At 65.2% G+C, this 17,166-nt stretch carries 15 protein-coding genes; 6 read left to right on the top strand and 9 right to left on the bottom strand.

All coding sequences use genetic code 11. The features are described from left to right. Positions 1-111: 111 nt before the first annotated feature. From R2C4_RS04595 to R2C4_RS04585, 3 genes are all read left to right on the top strand, one after another. Positions 112-756, top strand: coding sequence for a pyrimidine 5'-nucleotidase (locus R2C4_RS04595; RefSeq protein ID WP_058284246.1), 645 nt, complete (start codon positions 112-114; stop codon positions 754-756). Between the two features lie 161 nt (positions 757-917). Beyond that, positions 918-1,166, top strand: coding sequence for a hypothetical protein (locus R2C4_RS04590; protein ID WP_058284245.1), 249 nt, complete (start codon positions 918-920; stop codon positions 1,164-1,166). Between the two features lie 79 nt (positions 1,167-1,245). Beyond that, on the top strand, positions 1,246-2,442 hold the full coding sequence (locus R2C4_RS04585; RefSeq protein ID WP_141889760.1) for a UbiH/UbiF family hydroxylase: 1,197 nt from the start codon (positions 1,246-1,248) through the stop codon (positions 2,440-2,442). A 76-nt stretch (positions 2,443-2,518) separates the two neighbouring features. Here R2C4_RS04585 and R2C4_RS04580 read toward each other — a convergent pair whose 3' ends face one another. From R2C4_RS04580 to R2C4_RS04570, 3 genes are all read right to left on the bottom strand, one after another. Then, positions 2,519-3,643, bottom strand: a complete 1,125-nt coding sequence (locus R2C4_RS04580; RefSeq protein ID WP_141889759.1) for an aminotransferase class V-fold PLP-dependent enzyme — start codon at positions 3,641-3,643, stop codon at positions 2,519-2,521. A 198-nt stretch (positions 3,644-3,841) separates the two neighbouring features. Then, the gene (locus tag R2C4_RS04575; protein ID WP_141889758.1) at positions 3,842-4,300 is read right to left on the bottom strand and encodes an Lrp/AsnC family transcriptional regulator; all 459 of its coding nucleotides are present in this window, start codon (positions 4,298-4,300) and stop codon (positions 3,842-3,844) included. Continuing rightward, entirely contained in the window at positions 4,297-4,752 is a 456-nt protein-coding gene (locus tag R2C4_RS04570) for an Lrp/AsnC family transcriptional regulator (protein ID WP_058284242.1), read from the bottom strand. The genes R2C4_RS04575 and R2C4_RS04570 overlap by 4 nt, the downstream gene beginning before the upstream one ends. A 132-nt stretch (positions 4,753-4,884) precedes the next feature. Here R2C4_RS04570 and ilvC point away from each other — a divergent pair, with 132 nt between their 5' ends. From ilvC to R2C4_RS04555, 3 genes are all read left to right on the top strand, one after another. Further along, positions 4,885-5,907: a ketol-acid reductoisomerase gene (ilvC, locus tag R2C4_RS04565; protein ID WP_058284241.1), complete on the top strand. Its 1,023-nt coding sequence runs from the start codon at positions 4,885-4,887 to the stop codon at positions 5,905-5,907. 239 nt (positions 5,908-6,146) lie between these two features. Then, positions 6,147-7,055 carry a DMT family transporter gene (locus R2C4_RS04560; protein WP_141889757.1) on the top strand — a complete coding sequence of 303 codons (909 nt, stop codon included), beginning with the start codon at positions 6,147-6,149 and terminating at the stop codon, positions 7,053-7,055. Between the two features lie 93 nt (positions 7,056-7,148). Beyond that, positions 7,149-8,054, top strand: a complete 906-nt coding sequence (locus tag R2C4_RS04555) for a DMT family transporter (RefSeq protein ID WP_141889756.1) — start codon at positions 7,149-7,151, stop codon at positions 8,052-8,054. 13 nt (positions 8,055-8,067) lie between these two features. On the opposite strand, the gene glmM is transcribed toward R2C4_RS04555, so the two are convergent. From glmM to glyS, 6 genes are all read right to left on the bottom strand, one after another. Then, positions 8,068-9,414 (bottom strand): phosphoglucosamine mutase, encoded by a 1,347-nt coding sequence (gene glmM, locus R2C4_RS04550; RefSeq protein WP_141889755.1) that lies wholly within the window; start codon positions 9,412-9,414, stop codon positions 8,068-8,070. 25 nt (positions 9,415-9,439) lie between these two features. Further along, complete coding sequence (gene folP / locus R2C4_RS04545; protein WP_058284237.1) at positions 9,440-10,435, bottom strand: dihydropteroate synthase; 996 nt, start codon at positions 10,433-10,435, stop codon at positions 9,440-9,442. Beyond that, positions 10,432-11,352, bottom strand: coding sequence for a dihydroneopterin aldolase (locus R2C4_RS04540; RefSeq protein ID WP_058284236.1), 921 nt, complete (start codon positions 11,350-11,352; stop codon positions 10,432-10,434). The genes folP and R2C4_RS04540 overlap by 4 nt, the downstream gene beginning before the upstream one ends. Positions 11,353-11,480: 128 nt before the next feature. After that, a complete protein-coding gene (locus R2C4_RS04535; protein WP_058284235.1) occupies positions 11,481-12,134 on the bottom strand; it encodes a cell wall hydrolase in 654 nt (217 codons plus the stop codon). Positions 12,135-12,304: 170 nt separating this feature from the next. Next, positions 12,305-14,881: a putative PEP-binding protein gene (locus R2C4_RS04530; RefSeq protein WP_141889754.1), complete on the bottom strand. Its 2,577-nt coding sequence runs from the start codon at positions 14,879-14,881 to the stop codon at positions 12,305-12,307. 178 nt (positions 14,882-15,059) lie between these two features. Beyond that, positions 15,060-17,159 (bottom strand): glycine--tRNA ligase subunit beta, encoded by a 2,100-nt coding sequence (gene glyS, locus R2C4_RS04525; protein ID WP_141889753.1) that lies wholly within the window; start codon positions 17,157-17,159, stop codon positions 15,060-15,062. Between the last annotated feature and the right edge of the window lie 7 nt (positions 17,160-17,166).

Raw genomic sequence — 17,166 nt, 5'->3', positions numbered from 1 at the left:
TCTACAGGCCAAGGGGCAGCAATCAACCCTGATGGCGCCAATGTGCTGAAAACCCGCAGGCAAAATGCGCTTTTGATTGCAATCGCGGCCATCGCGCCCTAATCCGGCGGCATGCCCAAACACGCCTTTTCCCATGTCTCGCAATGGGTGTTCGACCTCGACAACACCCTGTACCATCCGTCCGCGCGGCTGTTCGACCAGATCGAGGTCAAGATGACCGCCTATGTGATGGACGCCCTCAGGGTGGACCGGGCCGAGGCCGACCGCCTGCGCAGCCAGTACTGGCGCGAGCACGGCACCACGCTTGCGGGCCTCATGCGCGAGCATGATCTGGATCCGGACCCCTATCTTGTGGCAGTGCATGACATCTCGATGGACCACCTGGAAGAGGACGCGGACCTGGCCGCAGGCATCCGCAACCTGCCGGGCAAGAAGATCGTCTATACCAACGGCTCCGCCCCTTATGCCGAGAGGGTGCTGGCCGCCCGCGGGCTGTCGGGGCTGTTTGACGGCGTCTTTGGCGTCGAGCACGCGGATTACCACCCGAAACCGGAGCGGCGCGCCTTTGACAGGGTCTTTGCCCGCGCGGGCATCGCGCCGCAGCAGGCCGCGATGTTCGAGGATGACGCACGCAATCTCGCCGCTCCGCATGAGATGGGCATGCGCACGGTGCATGTGGCGCCAGAGCCCGTGGACGCCGCCCACATCCATCATCATTCGGATGATCTGGCCGGTTTTCTGGCACGGCTGATCTAATTTTCCGGCTCTGACTGCGGCGCGTGCAGGGGGCAATGCCCCGTTTCTGCATGTGCACAATCGCATACCGGCGAATCTTCGCACCTGCGGCAAAATATACCTGTTTGCCGCATGTTTTCCTCCCTATATGCGCCGCGTACCCAAACGTAGGAGCCCGACCGATGAGCGCATATGCCCTTCCCGCACAACTGACCCTGTGGCAGCGAATCCTGTTTGCCGTGCCGCTCCTGGGCCGGATGATCAAAGAGGTTGCCTACGGCCCGGCAGAGAACCTCTATTACGCCATCGCCACCTTCGTCAGCCTGTGGGGCTGCTCGATCCTGCTGTTCGGCATTCCCGGGCTGTATCTCCCGGCGCTGGCGATGGTGCCGGTGATCTTTACCCTGCTGATCACCATCACCCGCGGCTAAGCGCCCTATCTGCCGGTATCGGCTTGTCTTCCCCCGCTGTCCGGGCCTATTTCTGGCCCCAGAACGGAGGGCTGACGAGATGGCCGATACCTGCGATATCCTGATTTCCGGCGGCGGCATTGCGGGACTGACCGCAGCCGCCGCTTTTGCGTCCAGCGGCTTCAGCGTGATCTGCGCGGACCCCGCCCCGCCGGTAACCGACCGCGACGCCGAAGGATCCGATCTGCGCACCACCGCGTTTCTGCAGCCCGCGCAGGCCCTGCTGGACCGCTGCGGCATCTGGACGCGGCTGGAAGAGCATGCGGCGCCCTTGCAGATCATGCGCATCGTCGATGCGGGCGGCGCCCGGCCCGAACCGCGGGTGGTCAAGGATTTCAACGCCGCCGATATTTCCGACCAGCCCTTCGGGTGGAACCTGCCCAACTGGCTGCTGCGGCGCGAGATGATTGCCCGGCTGGCGGAGCTGCCCAACGTCGACCTGCGCTTTGGCACCGGCACCACGGGCCTGTTCACCCGCACCGGTGAGGCGCGCGTCAGCCTCAGCGACGGCAGCCAGGTGACGGCGAAACTGGTGGTGGCCTGCGACGGCCGCAACTCCCCGATGCGCGCGGCGGCGGGCATTCCGGTGAAAACCACCCGCTACGGCCAAAAGGCGCTGGCTTTTGCCGTCACCCACCCGGTGCCGCACGAGAATGTCTCCACCGAGATCCACCGCTCCGGCGGCCCGTTCACCCTGGTGCCGTTGCCCGACTACCAGGGGCAGCCGTCTTCGGCCATTGTCTGGATGGAGCGCGGGCCGCGCGCGCAGGAGCTGTTGAACCTGGACCCCGCAGCCTTCGAGGCCGCGATGACAGAGCGCAGCTGCGGCTTGTTCGGCGATCTGAAACTGGCCTCGCGCCGCACCATCTGGCCGATCATCAGCCAGTCCGCGGAGCGGCTGAACGGCGAGCGGCTGGCGCTGATGGCCGAGGCGGCCCATGTGGTGCCGCCGATCGGCGCGCAGGGCCTCAACATGTCGCTGGGCGATCTGCGCAGCCTGCTGGAGCTGGCCGAAGCCCGCCCCGAAGGCCTGGGCGATGCGCAGATGCTGGCGGCCTACCACAAGGCCCGCCACAACGAGATCCTGCTGCGGGTGAAGGGCATTGACCTGTTGAACCGGACCTCGATGCTGGCCCCGCGCCCGTTGCGCGACCTGCGCGCTTTTGGCCTCAACGCGCTGTATTCTCTGGCGCCGGTGCGCAAGACGCTGATGCAGATGGGGCTGGGCGTAAAGTAAAGTAAAGCGGCTTTCCTAGTGGAAAGCCGCTGCCTCCGGCGGGAGTATTTTTTGGAAAGATGAAACGCCGGCGCGTTTACAGCACCTGATCCACGACCGTCTTCAGCCGTGCCAAGGTTCCATCCACATCATACAGCTTGTCGAGGCCAAACAGGCCCAGGCGGAAGGTGCGGAAACCGTCAGGCTCGTCGCATTGCAGCGGCACGCCCGCGGCGATCTGTGTCCCCAGCGCCAGGAATTTCTTGCCGTTCTGCACGTCCGGGTCGCTGGTGTAGCTCACCACCACCCCCGGCGCGCCAAAGCCGTCCGCGGCAACCGAGGTGATGCCCTTGTCCTTCAGCATCATCCGCACACCGTTGCCCAGCTCCCATTGCGCCTCGCGCAGGCGCTCAAAGCCGTACTCCTTGGTCTCCAGCATGGTGTCGCGGAAGGCACGCAGCGCATCGGTCGGCATGGTGGCGTGATAGGCATGGCCGCCGTCCTCATAGGCCTTCATGATGGCGCGCCACTGTTTCAGGTTCAGCGCAAAGCTGTCGGAGGCGGTCTCCTCCAGCCGTGCCAGCGCGCGGTCTGACAGCATCACCAGACCGGCAGAGGGCGAGGCGCTCCAGCCCTTCTGCGGGGCGGAGATCAGCACATCGACGCCGGTCGCCTTCATGTCGACCCAGGCGCAGCCCGAGGCGATGCAGTCCAGCACCATCAGCGCGCCAACCTCATGCGCGGCCGCCGCCATTGCGGTCACATAGTCGTCCGGCAGGATCACACCCGCAGCGGTTTCCACATGCGGGGCAAATACGATGTCCGGTTTCTGCTCCTTGATCGCGGCCACCACATCCGCAATCGGCGCCGGTTCAAAGGGCGAGGCCGGTTCATTGCCGGTGCGGCGTGCCTTCATCACGGTCGAGGACGCGGTAAAACCGCCCGCCTCGAAAATCTGGCTCCAGCGGTAGGAGAACCAGCCATTGCGCACCACCAGCGCGTTCGCATCCCGGGCAAACTGGCGCGCCACCGCCTCCATCGCATAGGTGCCGCCGCCCGGCACCAGCGCCACGGCTTCGGCGTTATAGACCTCTTTCAGCATCCCGTTGATGTCCAGCATCACCTGCTGGAAGGCTTTGGACATGTGGTTGAGCGAGCGGTCGGTGAACACCACCGAGAATTCATCCAGACCCTGCGGGTCGACGGTATCGAGCAATGCCATTGCGGCCTCCCTGAAATATTTCATGAAACGGCTAGCCGGTGCTGCGGGCTTTGGCAAACCCTGACTTGGCATACATCGGAACTGCCGTTCCCCGAAGGGGGATATTGACGCCAGCCCGGCAAAAAGACAGCCCAGGCACGACAGAAAGCCCCCGCATTTGCGCCAGGCGGGTTCCGGACCGGCAACAAAAGGGCGGCGTCAGCCCAGCGGCCCCGGCCTGCGCTCCTCGCTCAACAGCACATTGGCCTCCACATTGCCGACGCCCGGCAGGGTCATCACCCGGCGGCGCAGCACGCGTTCAAAGTCGGAAATGTCCCGCGCCGTCACCCGCAGGCGGTAGTCGTACATGCCCAGCACATGCTCCACCGTCTGCACCTCGGGAATGGCCGAGACCGCGCGCTCGAAATCCTCCAGGGAGACCCTTCCCTTGGCCGCCAGCTTCACCCCCAGAAAGACGGTGACGCCAAACCCCAGCTTTTCCTTGTCCAGCTCCAGCTTGCGCCCGGCAATGATGCCCGCCTCCTGCAGCCGCTTGATCCGCCGCCAGGTGGCAGGCTGGCTGAGGCCCAGCTGCCGCCCCAGCGCGCCCGCCGATTGCGTCGCATCCTCCGACAAGGCGCGCAGCAGGGCGAAATCGAGAGCATCCAGCGCGCTCATACCGGCAGCACCTCGTCCGACTTGATCCGCGCCACATGCATCAGCGCCTCGATATCGGCGATGTGCGGCAGCGTCAGGATGCCTGCGCGGTAGATCTGCTGGTAATGCGGCATATCCCGCGCGATCACCGAAAGCCGCACATCGACCTGACCCAGAAAGGTCTGGATCTCCAGAACCTCCGGAATGTCGCGGGCAGCGGCAATGAACTCGTCAAAGGCGCGCGGGTTGGTCTTGTCCAGCGTTACCCGCAGCGAGACCTCCACCGCGTACCCCAAGGCCCGCCAGTCGATCACTGCCCGCTGGCCCAGGATCACCCCGCCCTCGCGCAGCTTCTCCAGCCGCCGCGCTAGCCGCGAGGCGGTCATGCCCAGCCGGTCGGCCAGATCCGGAATCGATTGCTCCGGCTCGCTCTGCAGGTGGCGGAGAATGCGCCGGTCAAGATCATCAAGCATGAATTCTTCACTATCACTGCATTTCACGAATGACCATCGCAAAGAAACTGAAGAATATACGCGCAACCGCAATCGCTTTCCCCGCCCGCTTGCCTATGATGCCTTCAAACACCAAATGAAAGGACGTGGATCATGCGCGTTTATTACGACCGCGATTGCGATGTGAACCTCATCAAGGACAAGAAAGTGGCCATCCTGGGCTATGGCTCCCAAGGCCACGCCCACGCGCTGAACCTGCGCGACAGCGGCGCCAAGAACCTTGTCGTTGCCCTGCGCGAAGGCTCCCCTTCGGCCAAGAAAGCCGAAGGCGAAGGCCTGCAAGTGATGGGCATCGCAGAAGCGGCCGCCTGGTGCGACGTGATCATGTTCACCATGCCCGACGAACTGCAGGCGGAAACCTACAAGAAATACGTCCACGACAACATCCGTCCGGGTGCCGCCATCGCATTTGCCCACGGCCTGAACGTTCACTTCGGCCTGATCGAGCCGAAAGAAGGCGTCGACGTCATCATGATGGCGCCCAAGGGCCCGGGCCACACCGTGCGCGGCGAATACACCAAAGGCGGCGGCGTGCCCTGCCTGGTTGCGGTTCACACCGACGCCACCGGCAAAGCGCTGGAAACCGGCCTGTCCTACTGCTCCGCCATCGGCGGCGGCCGCTCCGGCATTATTGAGACCAACTTCCGCGAAGAATGCGAAACCGACCTGTTCGGCGAGCAGGCGGTTCTCTGCGGCGGCCTGGTTGAGCTGATCCGCTGCGGCTTCGAGACCCTGGTCGAAGCCGGCTATGCCCCGGAAATGGCCTATTTCGAGTGTCTGCACGAAGTGAAGCTGATCGTTGACCTGATCTATGAAGGCGGCATCGCCAACATGGACTACTCGATCTCCAACACTGCCGAGTACGGCCAGTACGTCACCGGCCCGCGCATCCTGAAGTACGACGAGACCAAAGCCCGCATGAAGGCGGTTCTGGAAGACATCCAGCAGGGCAAGTTCGTCCGCGACTTCATGCTGGAAAACGCGGTTGGCCAGCCGACCCTGAAAGCTTCCCGCCGAGCCAACGACGAGCACCTGATCGAGGAAACCGGCGCCAAGCTGCGCGGCATGATGCCGTGGATCTCGGCCGGCAAGATGGTCGACAAAGAGAAGAACTAAGGCGCCCGCGGGTACACCCGCTGACCTTACCTCTGCAGGGCGCTCCGTTTCGGGGCGCCCTTTTTTACAGGCGCAACTCAGTTGCGCTTACGTATTTTCGTCGAGCCATACGCCCAAGTCCGGATAACTGCATGTGATGCGCAAAAAGCCGCGCCCGACCCCGGGTGGGCGTGAAGTGCCCTCCCATATGGAGGGTCGGGCGCTGCCCGGCCTTCAGCCGGGCGATACAGGAGACAAAGATGAACCACTCCCCCGGCGCCGCCAATTGGGTCAAGCTTCTGTTTCTCGGCGTGATCTGGGGTGCTTCCTTCATGGCGGTGTCACTGGCGCTGCGGGGCTTTCCGCCGATGACCATCGCTGCGCTCCGCATCTTGATCGGCGCGATTTGCCTGCTGGCCGTCGTCTATGCCATGGGCATCGGCCTTCCGTCGCTGCGAGCGCGCGAGGGCCGGATCATCTGGGCCTGCGCGGCTGGGATGGGGTTCTTCACCAACGCCCTGCCCTTCACTCTGCTCAGCTGGGGGCAAACTTATGTGGCCAGCGGCTTTGCCGGGGTCTGCATGGCCGTTGTCCCGCTGTTTGTGCTGCCGCTCGCGCATCTTCTGGTGCCGGGCGAGCATATGACCCTGCGCCGCACCATCAGCTTCCTCATTGGCTTTGCCGGCGTGGTGGTGCTGATCGGGCTCGATGCGTTCCGCTCCGCCGGAACCGATTTTGAATCGCTGGCCCGCCTGGCCTGCCTGGGCGCGTCGCTGTGTTATGCCATCGGCTCGATCATCACCCGGCTCTGCCCGCAGGTGAACATGCTGTCGCTCTCCGCCGCAGCGCTGCTGTGCGGCGCTGGCATGATGACCCCTGCCGCGCTTTGGGCCGAAGGCGTGCCGGAGCTGCCCGCAGTTCTGCCGCTCGGTGCTGTCATCTACCTTGGGCTCCTGCCCACGGCGCTGGCGCAGGTGCTTCTTGTCCAGGTCGCCCGCAGCGCAGGCCCGGCCTTCCTGTCCACCGTGAACTACCAGGTGCCGGTCTGGTCGGTGATCTTTGGCGCGGCCCTTCTGGGCGAAACCCTGCCGCCGCAGCTGTTCGCTGCGCTGGCGCTGATCCTCGGCGGCCTTCTCCTCAGCCGCAGCCGCCGCCCGCGCGTTGCCTGAACCGCAAACCGTTCGATCGATAACAAAGCAATTGCCATTGACCCTGCCCGCCCGGCGGGGTCTTGTCGCGCGGTGAACCGGCAAGAGGGATCCATGCCCGATATCGCACCGCGCTACTGGCTAATGATTGCCATCCTGGGCTTTGTCTGGGGCGGGACCTTTCTGCTGATCAAGCTGGCGCTGGACGGCATCACCCCGTTCTGGCTCGCCGCCGGGCGGATCGGCTTTGCGGCACTTCTGTTGTGCGCGGTCTGGGGCTGGCGCGGGTTCAAGCTGTTCCGGGGCGAGACCAGCTGGCCCTCGCTGGTGATCATCGGCATCCTCAGCACCGCCCTGCCCTTCATGCTGATCTCCTGGGGGCAGCAGCATGTCTCTTCCGGCTTTACCGGCGTCAGCATGGCGGCGATCCCGCTGATGGTGCTGCCGCTGGCGCATGTCTTCGTGCCGGGTGAGCAGATGACCCTGCGCCGCTTGATTGGTTTTGCCATCGGCTTTGCCGGTGTTGCGCTGCTGATCGGCGGCAAGGCGTTTGAGACCAGCGGCGCCGAGCTGGAGGCCTATGGCCGCGCCGCCTGCCTGTCGGCAGCGGCCTGCTATTCGGTCAGCTCGATCCTGACCCGCCGCCTGCCGCCGGTGGACCCGGTGGGGCTGGCGGCCATCCTGCTGGTGATCGGCTGCTTCGTCATCTTCCCGGCCGCCTGGGCAGCCGAAGGCCCGCCGGTGATGCCGGACACGCAGACGCTGCTGATTGCCGCCATCCTCGGCCTGATCCCCACCGCCGCGGCCAATCTGCTGCGGGTGATCGTGGTGCGCGAGGCCGGGCCGACCTTCATGACCCTCACCAATTACCAGGTGCCGGTCTGGGCGGTGGTGCTGGGCGCGATTTTCCTGGGCGAAGAGCTGCCGCCCTCAATGCTGCTGGCGATGGTAATGATCCTGGGCGGCCTCGGCCTCAGCCAGTTCGGCAGGCTGAGCCGGCTGTTCGGCAAAGGGGGCTGACGCCCCCCCTGCCTTATTCGGACACAGCTGCCTCGACCGCGGCCACAACGCTGTCGACTGCCAGCGTCATCAGCTCGGCGTCTTCGCTTTCCGCCATCACCCGCACCAAGGGCTCAGTTCCGGACTTGCGGATCAGCAGCCGCCCCTGACCGTCCAGCATCTTCTCAGCCGCGGCAATCGCCTCCTGCACCTGCTCATCCTCCAGCGGCGCCTGGCCTGCCTCAAAGCGCACGTTGCGCAGCCGCTGCGGGACGGTTTCAAACTGATGCGCCAGGGCGGAGGCCTTCTGGCCGGTCTGAACCATCTCCGACAGGAAATGCAGCCCCGCCATCAGCCCGTCGCCGGTGGTGGCATAATCGCTCATCACGATATGGCCGGACTGCTCGCCACCCAGGTTAAAACCGCCCTCGCGCATCCGCTCCACCACGTAACGGTCGCCGACGGCGGTACGCTCCAGCCCCAGGCCCTTGGCCTCCAGATGCCGCTCCAGGCCCAGGTTCGACATTACCGTCGCCACCAGAGCGCCGCCCGCCAGCTGATCCTGCTCGGCCCAGCGGGTCGCCAGCAGCGCCATCAGCTGGTCGCCGTCGGCCACCGTGCCGGTTTCGTCAATCACGATCACCCGGTCCGCATCGCCATCCAGACAGATGCCTGCATGGGCGCCATGCGCCACAACCGCCTCCGCCGCGGTCTGCGGCTGGGTCGAGCCGCAGCCGCGGTTGATGTTCAGCCCGTCCGGGGACACGCCAACCGGGATCACATCGGCGCCCAGTTCCCACAAGACCTCCGGAGCCGTCCGGTGCGCTGCGCCATTGGCGCAGTCGATCACCACCTTCAGCCCGCTAAGGCTCAGGTTGCGCGGCAGCGAGCTTTTGACACGCTCGCCGTAGCGGAAGCGGGCGTCGTCGATCCGTTTGGCGCGGCCGATATTGGCGGCCTGCGCCAGTTCAACGCCGGTGTCGATCAGCGCCTCGATGTCCAGCTCGGCACTGTCGGACAGCTTGAAACCATCCGGGCCGAAAAACTTGATGCCGTTGTCCTCGGACGGGTTGTGGCTGGCGGAGATCATCACCCCGAGATCGGCCCGCATCGAGCGCGTCATCAGGCCCACCGCAGGCGTCGGCACCGGTCCCAGCAGCAGCACGTTCATGCCGGTCGAGGTCAGTCCCGCCGTCAGCGCGTTTTCAAACATATAGCCGGACAGCCGGGTATCCTTGCCGATCACCACCCGGTGCGCCCCGGTGCCATCGCGCCGGAAATAGCGCCCGACAGCAGCGCCGATGCGCAGTGCCATCTCGGCGGTCATGGGGTGGATATTGGCCGTGCCGCGCACGCCATCGGTGCCAAAAAGCTTTCGCATTATTATTTTCCTGCCCAATAAAGCCCTAGCGGACGGCCTGCCAGAGGCGCAGCGCCTGAACCGTCTCGGCCACGTCATGCACCCGCAGAAATTGCACGCCTTGCGCCAGCGCTGCAAGCCCGGCGGCAATGGACCCCGGCGCGCGGGCCTCCGCGCGCGGCTCTTCGCCGATCCTGCCGATAAAGCCCTTGCGGGACACGCCCAGCAGGATCGGGCAGCCAAGCCCGTGAAACAGGCTGAGATTGCGCAGAAGCGTCAGATTGTGCTCCTGCGTCTTGCCAAAGCCGATGCCGGGGTCGATCACGATCTGCTCGCGGATCACCCCGATGGCTTCCAGCCGGTCGATCTGCTGCTCCAGGAAATCATACACGTCCAGCAGCACGTTGGCATACTGGGGGTCCTGCTGCATGGTGGCGGGATCGCCCTGCGCATGCATGATGCAGACCGGCACGCTGGCCTGCGCCGCCAGCGGCGCCAGCGCGGGGTCGAAGGTGAAACCAGACACGTCGTTCAGCAGGTCGGCGCCCGCCTCCAGCGCTTCCAGCCCGACCGTGGCCTTGCGGGTGTCGATGGACACCGGCACCTGGCTTTCGGCCCGGATTGCCGCAATCACCGGAGCGGTGCGGGCGATCTCGTCGGCCTCAGCCACGTCCGCGGCCCCCGGACGGGTGGACTCGCCGCCCACATCAATAATCGTGGCGCCGTCGGCCACCATCTGCAGCGCCGCGGCCTTGGCGGCCTCGACGCCTGCATGTTTGCCGCCGTCGGAGAAGCTGTCAGGGGTCACATTCAAAATGCCCATGATCTGCGGCTGGGTCATGTCCAGCCCTGCGATCGAGGCGCGCCGCGCGCTCAGGCGGCGGCGCTCCTTCTCGGGCACCAGCCCGGCCGGGGCAATCCGCGGCGGCGCCTCGCGGCTCAGAATCTCAACCTCGGTGAACCACAGGGCACTGCCCGCCAGCGGAACCGCGCCCTCGGGGCGCGCCTCGCCATGTCGAACCAACGGCCGGTAATATGTCACAGTTGTGCTTGCTCCACGCTCACGCCCCGCAACGGGACGCCGGGATTATCAGGCAAATTCCCGCCAAGCACAATCATTTCACCCGCCTCGAATGTGGCGGCAAACCAGGCCGCCAGCGCCACCGAGTTCGACGGCGGCGCCGAGGGCCCTTCCACCGCGTCCAGCACGATCTTGGAGGGCGCCCAGACGCAGATTTGGCCGTTCTTCATCGCCCAGTCCAGTTCGGTCCGGGTCGACACCACAACGCAGCGGTCGTCCCTGGCCGCCAGCCGCCAGGCGTTTTGTTCAATCGCCAACAGGTCGATCCGCCGCTGCGTCCATTTGTGCCCGGTTGCGGGCACCGGCAGCGGATGGGTGCCGACGCACAGGATCAGCGGCCGCTTGCGGCACTGCATCTGGTCGATCCAGCCGGTCAGGTTCTCGCTGTCGATGGCGTCATTGGACAGATACATCAGGCGCGGATGCGGGCGCTCTTCCTCATTCACCAGATGGCTGATCTGATCCTTCGAGCGCACCACCTCGACACCCAGCGCGCCAGGACCGCGGTCCAGTTTCTCGATCCGCACAAAGGCGCGCACCGCCTGATGCTCCAGCAGGATCCGCTCGGCCACGCGTTCGGCCAGGGTTTCCAGCAGGTTCAGCCGCTCGGCCGCCAGCTCATGCGCAATCGCCTCCGTCACCTTGTCATAGGACAGGATGCGGTCAACATCGTCATCCAGGTCCTTGGGCAAGGGCGCCACTTCGACCACCACGTTGAAACAGATCCGCTGGGTGGTGCCGCGCTCCGCCTGAAAGGCGCCGATCTCCACCTCGACGGTGTGGTCCCGCAGGGAAATGCGGTCCAGCGGACCCGGTGCGGCGGTCGCCACGGAACGCTCAGAGGGGTGCGCAAAGGCGAGGCGGATTTCAGAGGGCATGGGAAACGGGCCTTTGGCTGGCTGTGTCGGGTGTGGGTCCCAACAATAGTCTTTTGGCGCCTTCATAACAGTCCCGCAAACGCCACGCCAGTAGCCGAAAGCGGCACGGATATGCCGCCTTCAGGCGTTCAGTTGCTCAGCGCGGTCCGGTAGCGATCGTCGCGGTAGAACACATGCACGCCGATGCGCGCGGTGTTTGTGAAGACCCGGCTCCAGCGCGGCCGCACCGCGGTGGTGTGATAGTAGGTCGCGCCATCCGTCAGCTCGGTCTTCAGCCCGTCCAGCGCCGCCCGCGCCACCTTCGACACCCGCTGATAGGCCTTCTTTTCGTTGATCACTTCCTTGTAGCCGTCGCAGGTGTAGGTGAACTGGCACTGGTACTTGCGCCCGGTGCCCTGTTTGATCACCCCGCACAGCGTATTCGGGAACTGGGCGCTTTTGACCCGGTTCAGGATCACCTCGGCCACGGCAAACTGGCCTTTCACGGTCTCGCCCCGGGCCTCGAAATACAGCGCCTCCGCCAGGCAGGCAAATTGCTCGCCGCCTGTCGCTTTTGGCCGCGAATCCAGCCACGCTTTGCTGTATTCGACTTTCGCCTGAGGCTTACGGCTATTGAGCGGATTTGAGCGGTATCCAAACAATCCGCTGAACTTTCGGGCAGGTACTGCGTTGAGACTGGCCTGTTCACGCTCGATCAGCGCATCCAGGCCGGTTTCGGCGGCAACACTTTTACCCATCGTGATGGTGGCAGCCATCACGGCAATCATAGTCAACAATTTCATTCAGGGTTCCCCCGTCCTAGCAGCTTGTGCCCGGTGTCCCCAGCACATGCGATCGCATCCCTTAATGGAATTGGCCCCAAACGTCCAGCTTTCGGGGGGCTGCCGCACGGTACAGGAAACACACGAGCCGCCGGTCTGACGCCGGCGGCCGCTGGATGCCCCAATTTTTCTTAATATTTTGTGTAGGTTGGTGCGACCTGGCCGGTTTGGCTGGAAATCGCCAATTGGGCTGCGGCCAAACGCGCAACCGGCACGCGAAACGGCGAGCACGAAACGTAATCAAAGCCCGCATCCCGGCAAAACGCAATCGATTCGGGGTTGCCGCCGTGCTCGCCGCAGATCGACAGGGTGATATCCGGATTCTCCGCCCGGCCGCGCTGCACCCCCAGTTTCAGCAGCTCTCCCACGCCGTCAGTGTCCAGCACGTGGAAGGGATCTTCAGGGAAAACGCCCTGGTTCACGTAATCCGACATGAACCGGCCCGCATCGTCGCGCGACAGGCCATAGGTCATCTGGGTCAGGTCGTTGGTGCCAAAGCTGAGGAACGCCGTATGCGGTGAAATCTCGCCCGCGCGCAGCGCCGCGCGCGGCGTTTCCACCATCACCCCCAGCCGGTAGGTAAAATCCTCGCTGCGCTCGGCCTTCACCGCGGCGGCCACCGCGTCAATACGGGTCTTGACCAGTTCCACCTCGCGCTTGGCCGAAACCAGCGGGATCATGATCTCCGGCACCACCGGCTCGCCCCATTTGGAGGCTTCCAAAGTGGCCTCAAAGATCGCCCGCGCCTGCATGTCGTAGATTTCCGGCACCGTGACCCCCAGCCGCACGCCGCGCAGGCCCAGCATCGGGTTGTACTCGCCCATCTCCTCCACCCGGCGCGTCACATCGCTGACCGGGATGCCCAAGGCCTCCGACAGCTCGCGCTGGCCGGATTTGGTGGCGGGCAGGAATTCATGCAGCGGCGGGTCGAACAGGCGGATGCAAACCGGCATCCCCTCCATGATCCGGAACAGCTCGCGGAAGTCATTGCGCTGCATCGGCAGCAAGCGCTCCAGCACCGCAGCCCGGCCAGAGGATGTCTCGGCAAAGATCATCTCCCGCATCACCGTCAGGCGGCCGGGATCAAAGAACATGTGCTCGGTGCGGCAGAGCCCAATGCCTTGGGCGTTGAATTTCCGTGCCGTTTCAGCATCTTCCGGCGTATCCGCATTGGCCCGGATGCCGATGTCGCGGGCACCGTCCGCCCAGGTCAGCAGGGTCAGCAGCGCGCCGTCCTCCGCCGCCTCCAGCATCTCCGGCTGGCCCGCCAGAACCTGGCCGCTGCTGCCGTCGATGGTGATGATCTCGCCAGCCTTGAACATCCGCCCATCCGCGGCCTGCAGCATCTTGAGCTTGGTGTGGAACTTGATGTTGGACGCGCCGACAATACAGGGCAGCCCCAGACCGCGGCCGATCACCGCGGCGTGGCTGGTCATGCCGCCCTTCTCGGTCAGCACCCCGGCAGCGGCGTGCATACCGCGCACATCCTCCGGCGAGGTTTCCCGCCGCACCAGGATGCAAGGCTCGCCGCGCGCCGCGCTGGCCTGCGCCCCGGCGGCAGTGAACACCAGCTTGCCGGTGGCCGCGCCCGGGCTGGCGGCAATGCCGCGCCCGATCACGTCGCGCTTGGCATAAGGCGCCACCTGGCGGTGCAAAAGCTCGTTCAGGATATGCGCATCGACCCGCATCAGCGCCTCTTGCTGCGGGATAATCCCGTCTTCCGCCAGCGCCACCGCAATCCGCACCGCCGCCCGCGCCGAGCGGACCACCCGCACCCCGTCCAGGATATGCACCCGGCCGTTGTCGACGACGAACTCCAGCTGCATCTCCTCGCGCAGCTTGCGGCGCATCAGCGCGGCGTGAGCCTTGAGATCCGCAAAGGCTTCCGGCGCCAGTTCCTCCAGCGACAGCCCGCGGGCGTCCTTGGCCAGATACAACGCCCCGGCCCCGGCCCCCAGCGCGTCGCGGCCCTGGCTTTGGCTCAGGTAGCGCCCGGTCAGCTGCGGCTGGCCGGTGGTGGAATTCACCAGCTGCAGCACGCCGGAGCCGCATTCGCCCTGCCCCACACCGGGGATCATCTCCTGCACCACCAGCCCGAGGCCGGCATCGGCCGGTGCGCCCTTGGCCTGGCGCAACAGCCGCGCCGAGGTGCCCTCCCACGCCCGCGCCATCGAGCGCAGCACCTCCGCCAGCTGCTCGCCCGGGTCCTGCGGGAACGGCTCGTCGGTTTCCGCCTCATAGGCATGCAGGATTTCGCTCAGCGCATCCGGGCCGCCGTCCTCGACATCGTCGAACACATCCGGGTCCAGCCGCGCCACATGCACTGCGTAGGATTGCACGAACCGCAGATACAGCGCCGCCGCCGCTTCCCGGCCCAGGGTGTCGCACAGGTCAACATAGCGCGCATCATTCATGCCGATGTTCAGGATCGCGCCGGGACCGCCCCAGTCCGGGTCCTCGGACGAGGGGCGCACGCACAGCAGCGCCTCCGGGTCGAACTCCCCCAGCACCGCTGACAGATCGGGCATCTGCCCTTCGGCGATGGCATGCACCGCATCAAAGGACAGCGCCACCGTGCGCGGCACCGGCAGGTCCAGCCGCACCAGCCGCTGCAAGCATTTTGCCCGCCCGCCATGGGTGGCGGTGGCAATTGGCGCGGTGGCGGTGATGAGGCAGGCCGGCGGGGTCTGTACGAAATCTTTCTGCACTGCAGCACGTCTCCTTTGCCAGTCACCATAAGGGGATGCGGCGATGGCGCAAGAGCCTTGTAGCGGCCTGCGGAGGCTGAAAGCGCTGCGGAAACGAAAAACCGGCCTTCCCTTGCGGAAAGGCCGGTCCCTGCGGGGCGAGTATTTCTTGGAAAGATGAAAGCGCGGCCGCGCCCTTTCAGCCCTCGACTTTGGTGAGGTCGGCCACCTGGCCGCAGACCTGGCGGATCTGGCTGAGGAGGTTGAGGCGGTTGCGGCGCAGCACCTCGTTCTCCGCGTTCACCTGCACCGCTTCAAAGAACGCATCGACCGGCGCGCGCAGAGCGGCCATGCCCCGCATGGCTGCCGCGAAATCTTCGGCCTCGATGGCCGGAGAGATCGCCGCCCCGCCTGCCTCCAGCGCAACGAACAGCGCTTTCTCCGCCGGGTCCTCGGCAAACTTGCGGTCGGCGCCAAAGGAGTATTCCACGCCGTCCTTTTCCTCCGCCTGGCTGAGGATGTTGTTGGCGCGTTTGAAACCCTGCAAGAGGTTTTCGCCATCCTCGGTCTTCAGGAAGTCTTCCAAGGCGCGGGCGCGTTTCACCAGCAGGGTCAGATCGTCGTTGCCGTCCATGGCGATACAAGCGTCGATCACGTCGTGGCGGATGCCCTGGTCGCGCAGGAACACCTTAAGGCGGTCGTGGAAGAAGCCACGCAAATCATTCACGTCAGCAAATGCTTCACCTGACGCACCTTCACGCTTGCCAGTAATCTCAGCGGCTTTGCCGAAGACCATATTGAGAGGCATCCGCACATCATTCTCCAGCACCAGCCGGATCACCCCCAGCGCGGCGCGGCGCAGGGCGTAGGGGTCTTTGGAGCCGGTGGGCTTTTCATCAATCGCCCAGAAGCCGGTCAGCGTGTCCAGCTTGTCGGCCAGCGCCACTGCAACCGAGACCGGCTCCGACGGCACATCGTCGCCCGGCCCGAGCGGCGAGTAATGCTGTTCGCAGGCGTTGGCGACTTCTTGCGGCAGGCCCGCGGCCTCGGCGTAGTAGCGGCCCATCAGGCCCTGCAGTTCCGGGAATTCATAGACCATTTCCGACGACAGGTCGGCCTTCGCCACCCGCGCTGCCTGCTCTGCCAGACCGGCATCGGCGCCGACCACCGGCGCGATCTCCCGCGCCAGCGCGGCGATCCGGTCGATGCGCGCCGCCTGGGTGCCCAGTTTGTTGTGGAAGGTCACGTTGGAGAGGTTCTCCACCCAGACGCCCATGCCCGCTTCGGACTTCGCCGTGCGCAGGTCGTTCTCCCAGAAGAACTTGGCATCCGCCAGACGCGCCGACAGGACCTTCTGGTTGCCCGCCAGGATGGTGGCGCCATTGTCCGCCGTTTCGCGGTTGGCAACGGTGATGAACTTCTCAATCCGGCCGGTCTTGGGGTTCTTCACCGAGAAGAATTTCTGGTGCTCGCGCATGCTGGTCTGCAGCACCTCCGGAGGCAGTTCCAGGAACTCCTCGCCGATCGCACCCATCAGCACCACCGGCCATTCGACCAGACCGGCGACCTCGGCCAGCAGGCCTTTATCCTCGACCACGTCCAGCCCGCTGGCGAAGGCCTGATTGGTCGCCTCCTGCCAGATCGCCTCCGCCCGTTCGCGGGCGTCGAGCACCACGTGCGCGCGCTTCAGCTTGGCCGCGTAGTCGTCAAAGCCGGTAACGGTGATTTTCTCCGGCGCCATGAAGCGGTGACCGCGGGTGGTGTTGCCCGATTTGATGCCGTCGATATCCAGGTCCACCACGGAGGTGCCGTTTTCATCCGACAGGATGCACAGAATCGAATGCAGCGGACGAACCCAGCGCAAGGATCCTGCGCCCCAGCGCATGGATTTGGGCCAGGGGAAGTTGCGGATACAGTCTTCCAGCACTTCGGCAATGATCTCCGCCGCCGGGCGGCCCGGCTTTTCGATCATCGCGAAATAGACCGCGCCCTTGGGGGTTTCACGCTCCTCCAGCTGGTCGCGGGTCAACCCCGCGCCGCGCAGGAAGCCCTCGATGGCCTTCTCCGGCGCGCCCACTTTCGGGCCTTTGCGCTCTTCGCGGATGGTCGGGCTTTGCGCCAGGAGGCCATCCACCGCCAGCGTCAGGCGGCGCGGCGTCGACAGCGCCGCGGCGCCGGCGTAGGTGAGGCCTGCCTCGACCAAACCATCGGTCACGCGCTTCTTCAGGTCCTCCGCCGCACGCGCCTGCATACGGGCCGGGATTTCCTCGGAAAACAGTTCAATCAGCAGATCGGGCATTGGATGT

This window comes from Leisingera aquaemixtae (genome assembly GCF_006740765.1).
GTDB classification, from domain to species: Bacteria; Pseudomonadota; Alphaproteobacteria; order Rhodobacterales; family Rhodobacteraceae; genus Leisingera; species Leisingera aquaemixtae.
This window is presented reverse-complemented; position numbering and strand designations above follow the sequence as displayed.

What these genes read in the sequence shown, in the direction of transcription:
- R2C4_RS04595 (WP_058284246.1), top strand. Translation starts at nt 112, where the DNA reads ATGCCCAAACACGCCTTTTCCCATGTCTCGCAATGGGTGTTCGACCTC.
- R2C4_RS04590 (WP_058284245.1), top strand. Translation starts at nt 918, where the DNA reads ATGAGCGCATATGCCCTTCCCGCACAACTGACCCTGTGGCAGCGAATC.
- R2C4_RS04585 (WP_141889760.1), top strand. Translation starts at nt 1,246, where the DNA reads ATGGCCGATACCTGCGATATCCTGATTTCCGGCGGCGGCATTGCGGGA.
- R2C4_RS04580 (WP_141889759.1), bottom strand. Translation starts at nt 3,643, where the DNA reads ATGGCATTGCTCGATACCGTCGACCCGCAGGGTCTGGATGAATTCTCG.
- R2C4_RS04575 (WP_141889758.1), bottom strand. Translation starts at nt 4,300, where the DNA reads ATGAGCGCGCTGGATGCTCTCGATTTCGCCCTGCTGCGCGCCTTGTCG.
- R2C4_RS04570 (WP_058284242.1), bottom strand. Translation starts at nt 4,752, where the DNA reads ATGCTTGATGATCTTGACCGGCGCATTCTCCGCCACCTGCAGAGCGAG.
- ilvC (WP_058284241.1), top strand. Translation starts at nt 4,885, where the DNA reads ATGCGCGTTTATTACGACCGCGATTGCGATGTGAACCTCATCAAGGAC.
- R2C4_RS04560 (WP_141889757.1), top strand. Translation starts at nt 6,147, where the DNA reads ATGAACCACTCCCCCGGCGCCGCCAATTGGGTCAAGCTTCTGTTTCTC.
- R2C4_RS04555 (WP_141889756.1), top strand. Translation starts at nt 7,149, where the DNA reads ATGCCCGATATCGCACCGCGCTACTGGCTAATGATTGCCATCCTGGGC.
- glmM (WP_141889755.1), bottom strand. Translation starts at nt 9,414, where the DNA reads ATGCGAAAGCTTTTTGGCACCGATGGCGTGCGCGGCACGGCCAATATC.
- R2C4_RS04540 (WP_058284236.1), bottom strand. Translation starts at nt 11,352, where the DNA reads ATGCCCTCTGAAATCCGCCTCGCCTTTGCGCACCCCTCTGAGCGTTCC.
- R2C4_RS04535 (WP_058284235.1), bottom strand. Translation starts at nt 12,134, where the DNA reads ATGAAATTGTTGACTATGATTGCCGTGATGGCTGCCACCATCACGATG.
- glyS (WP_141889753.1), bottom strand. Translation starts at nt 17,159, where the DNA reads ATGCCCGATCTGCTGATTGAACTGTTTTCCGAGGAAATCCCGGCCCGT.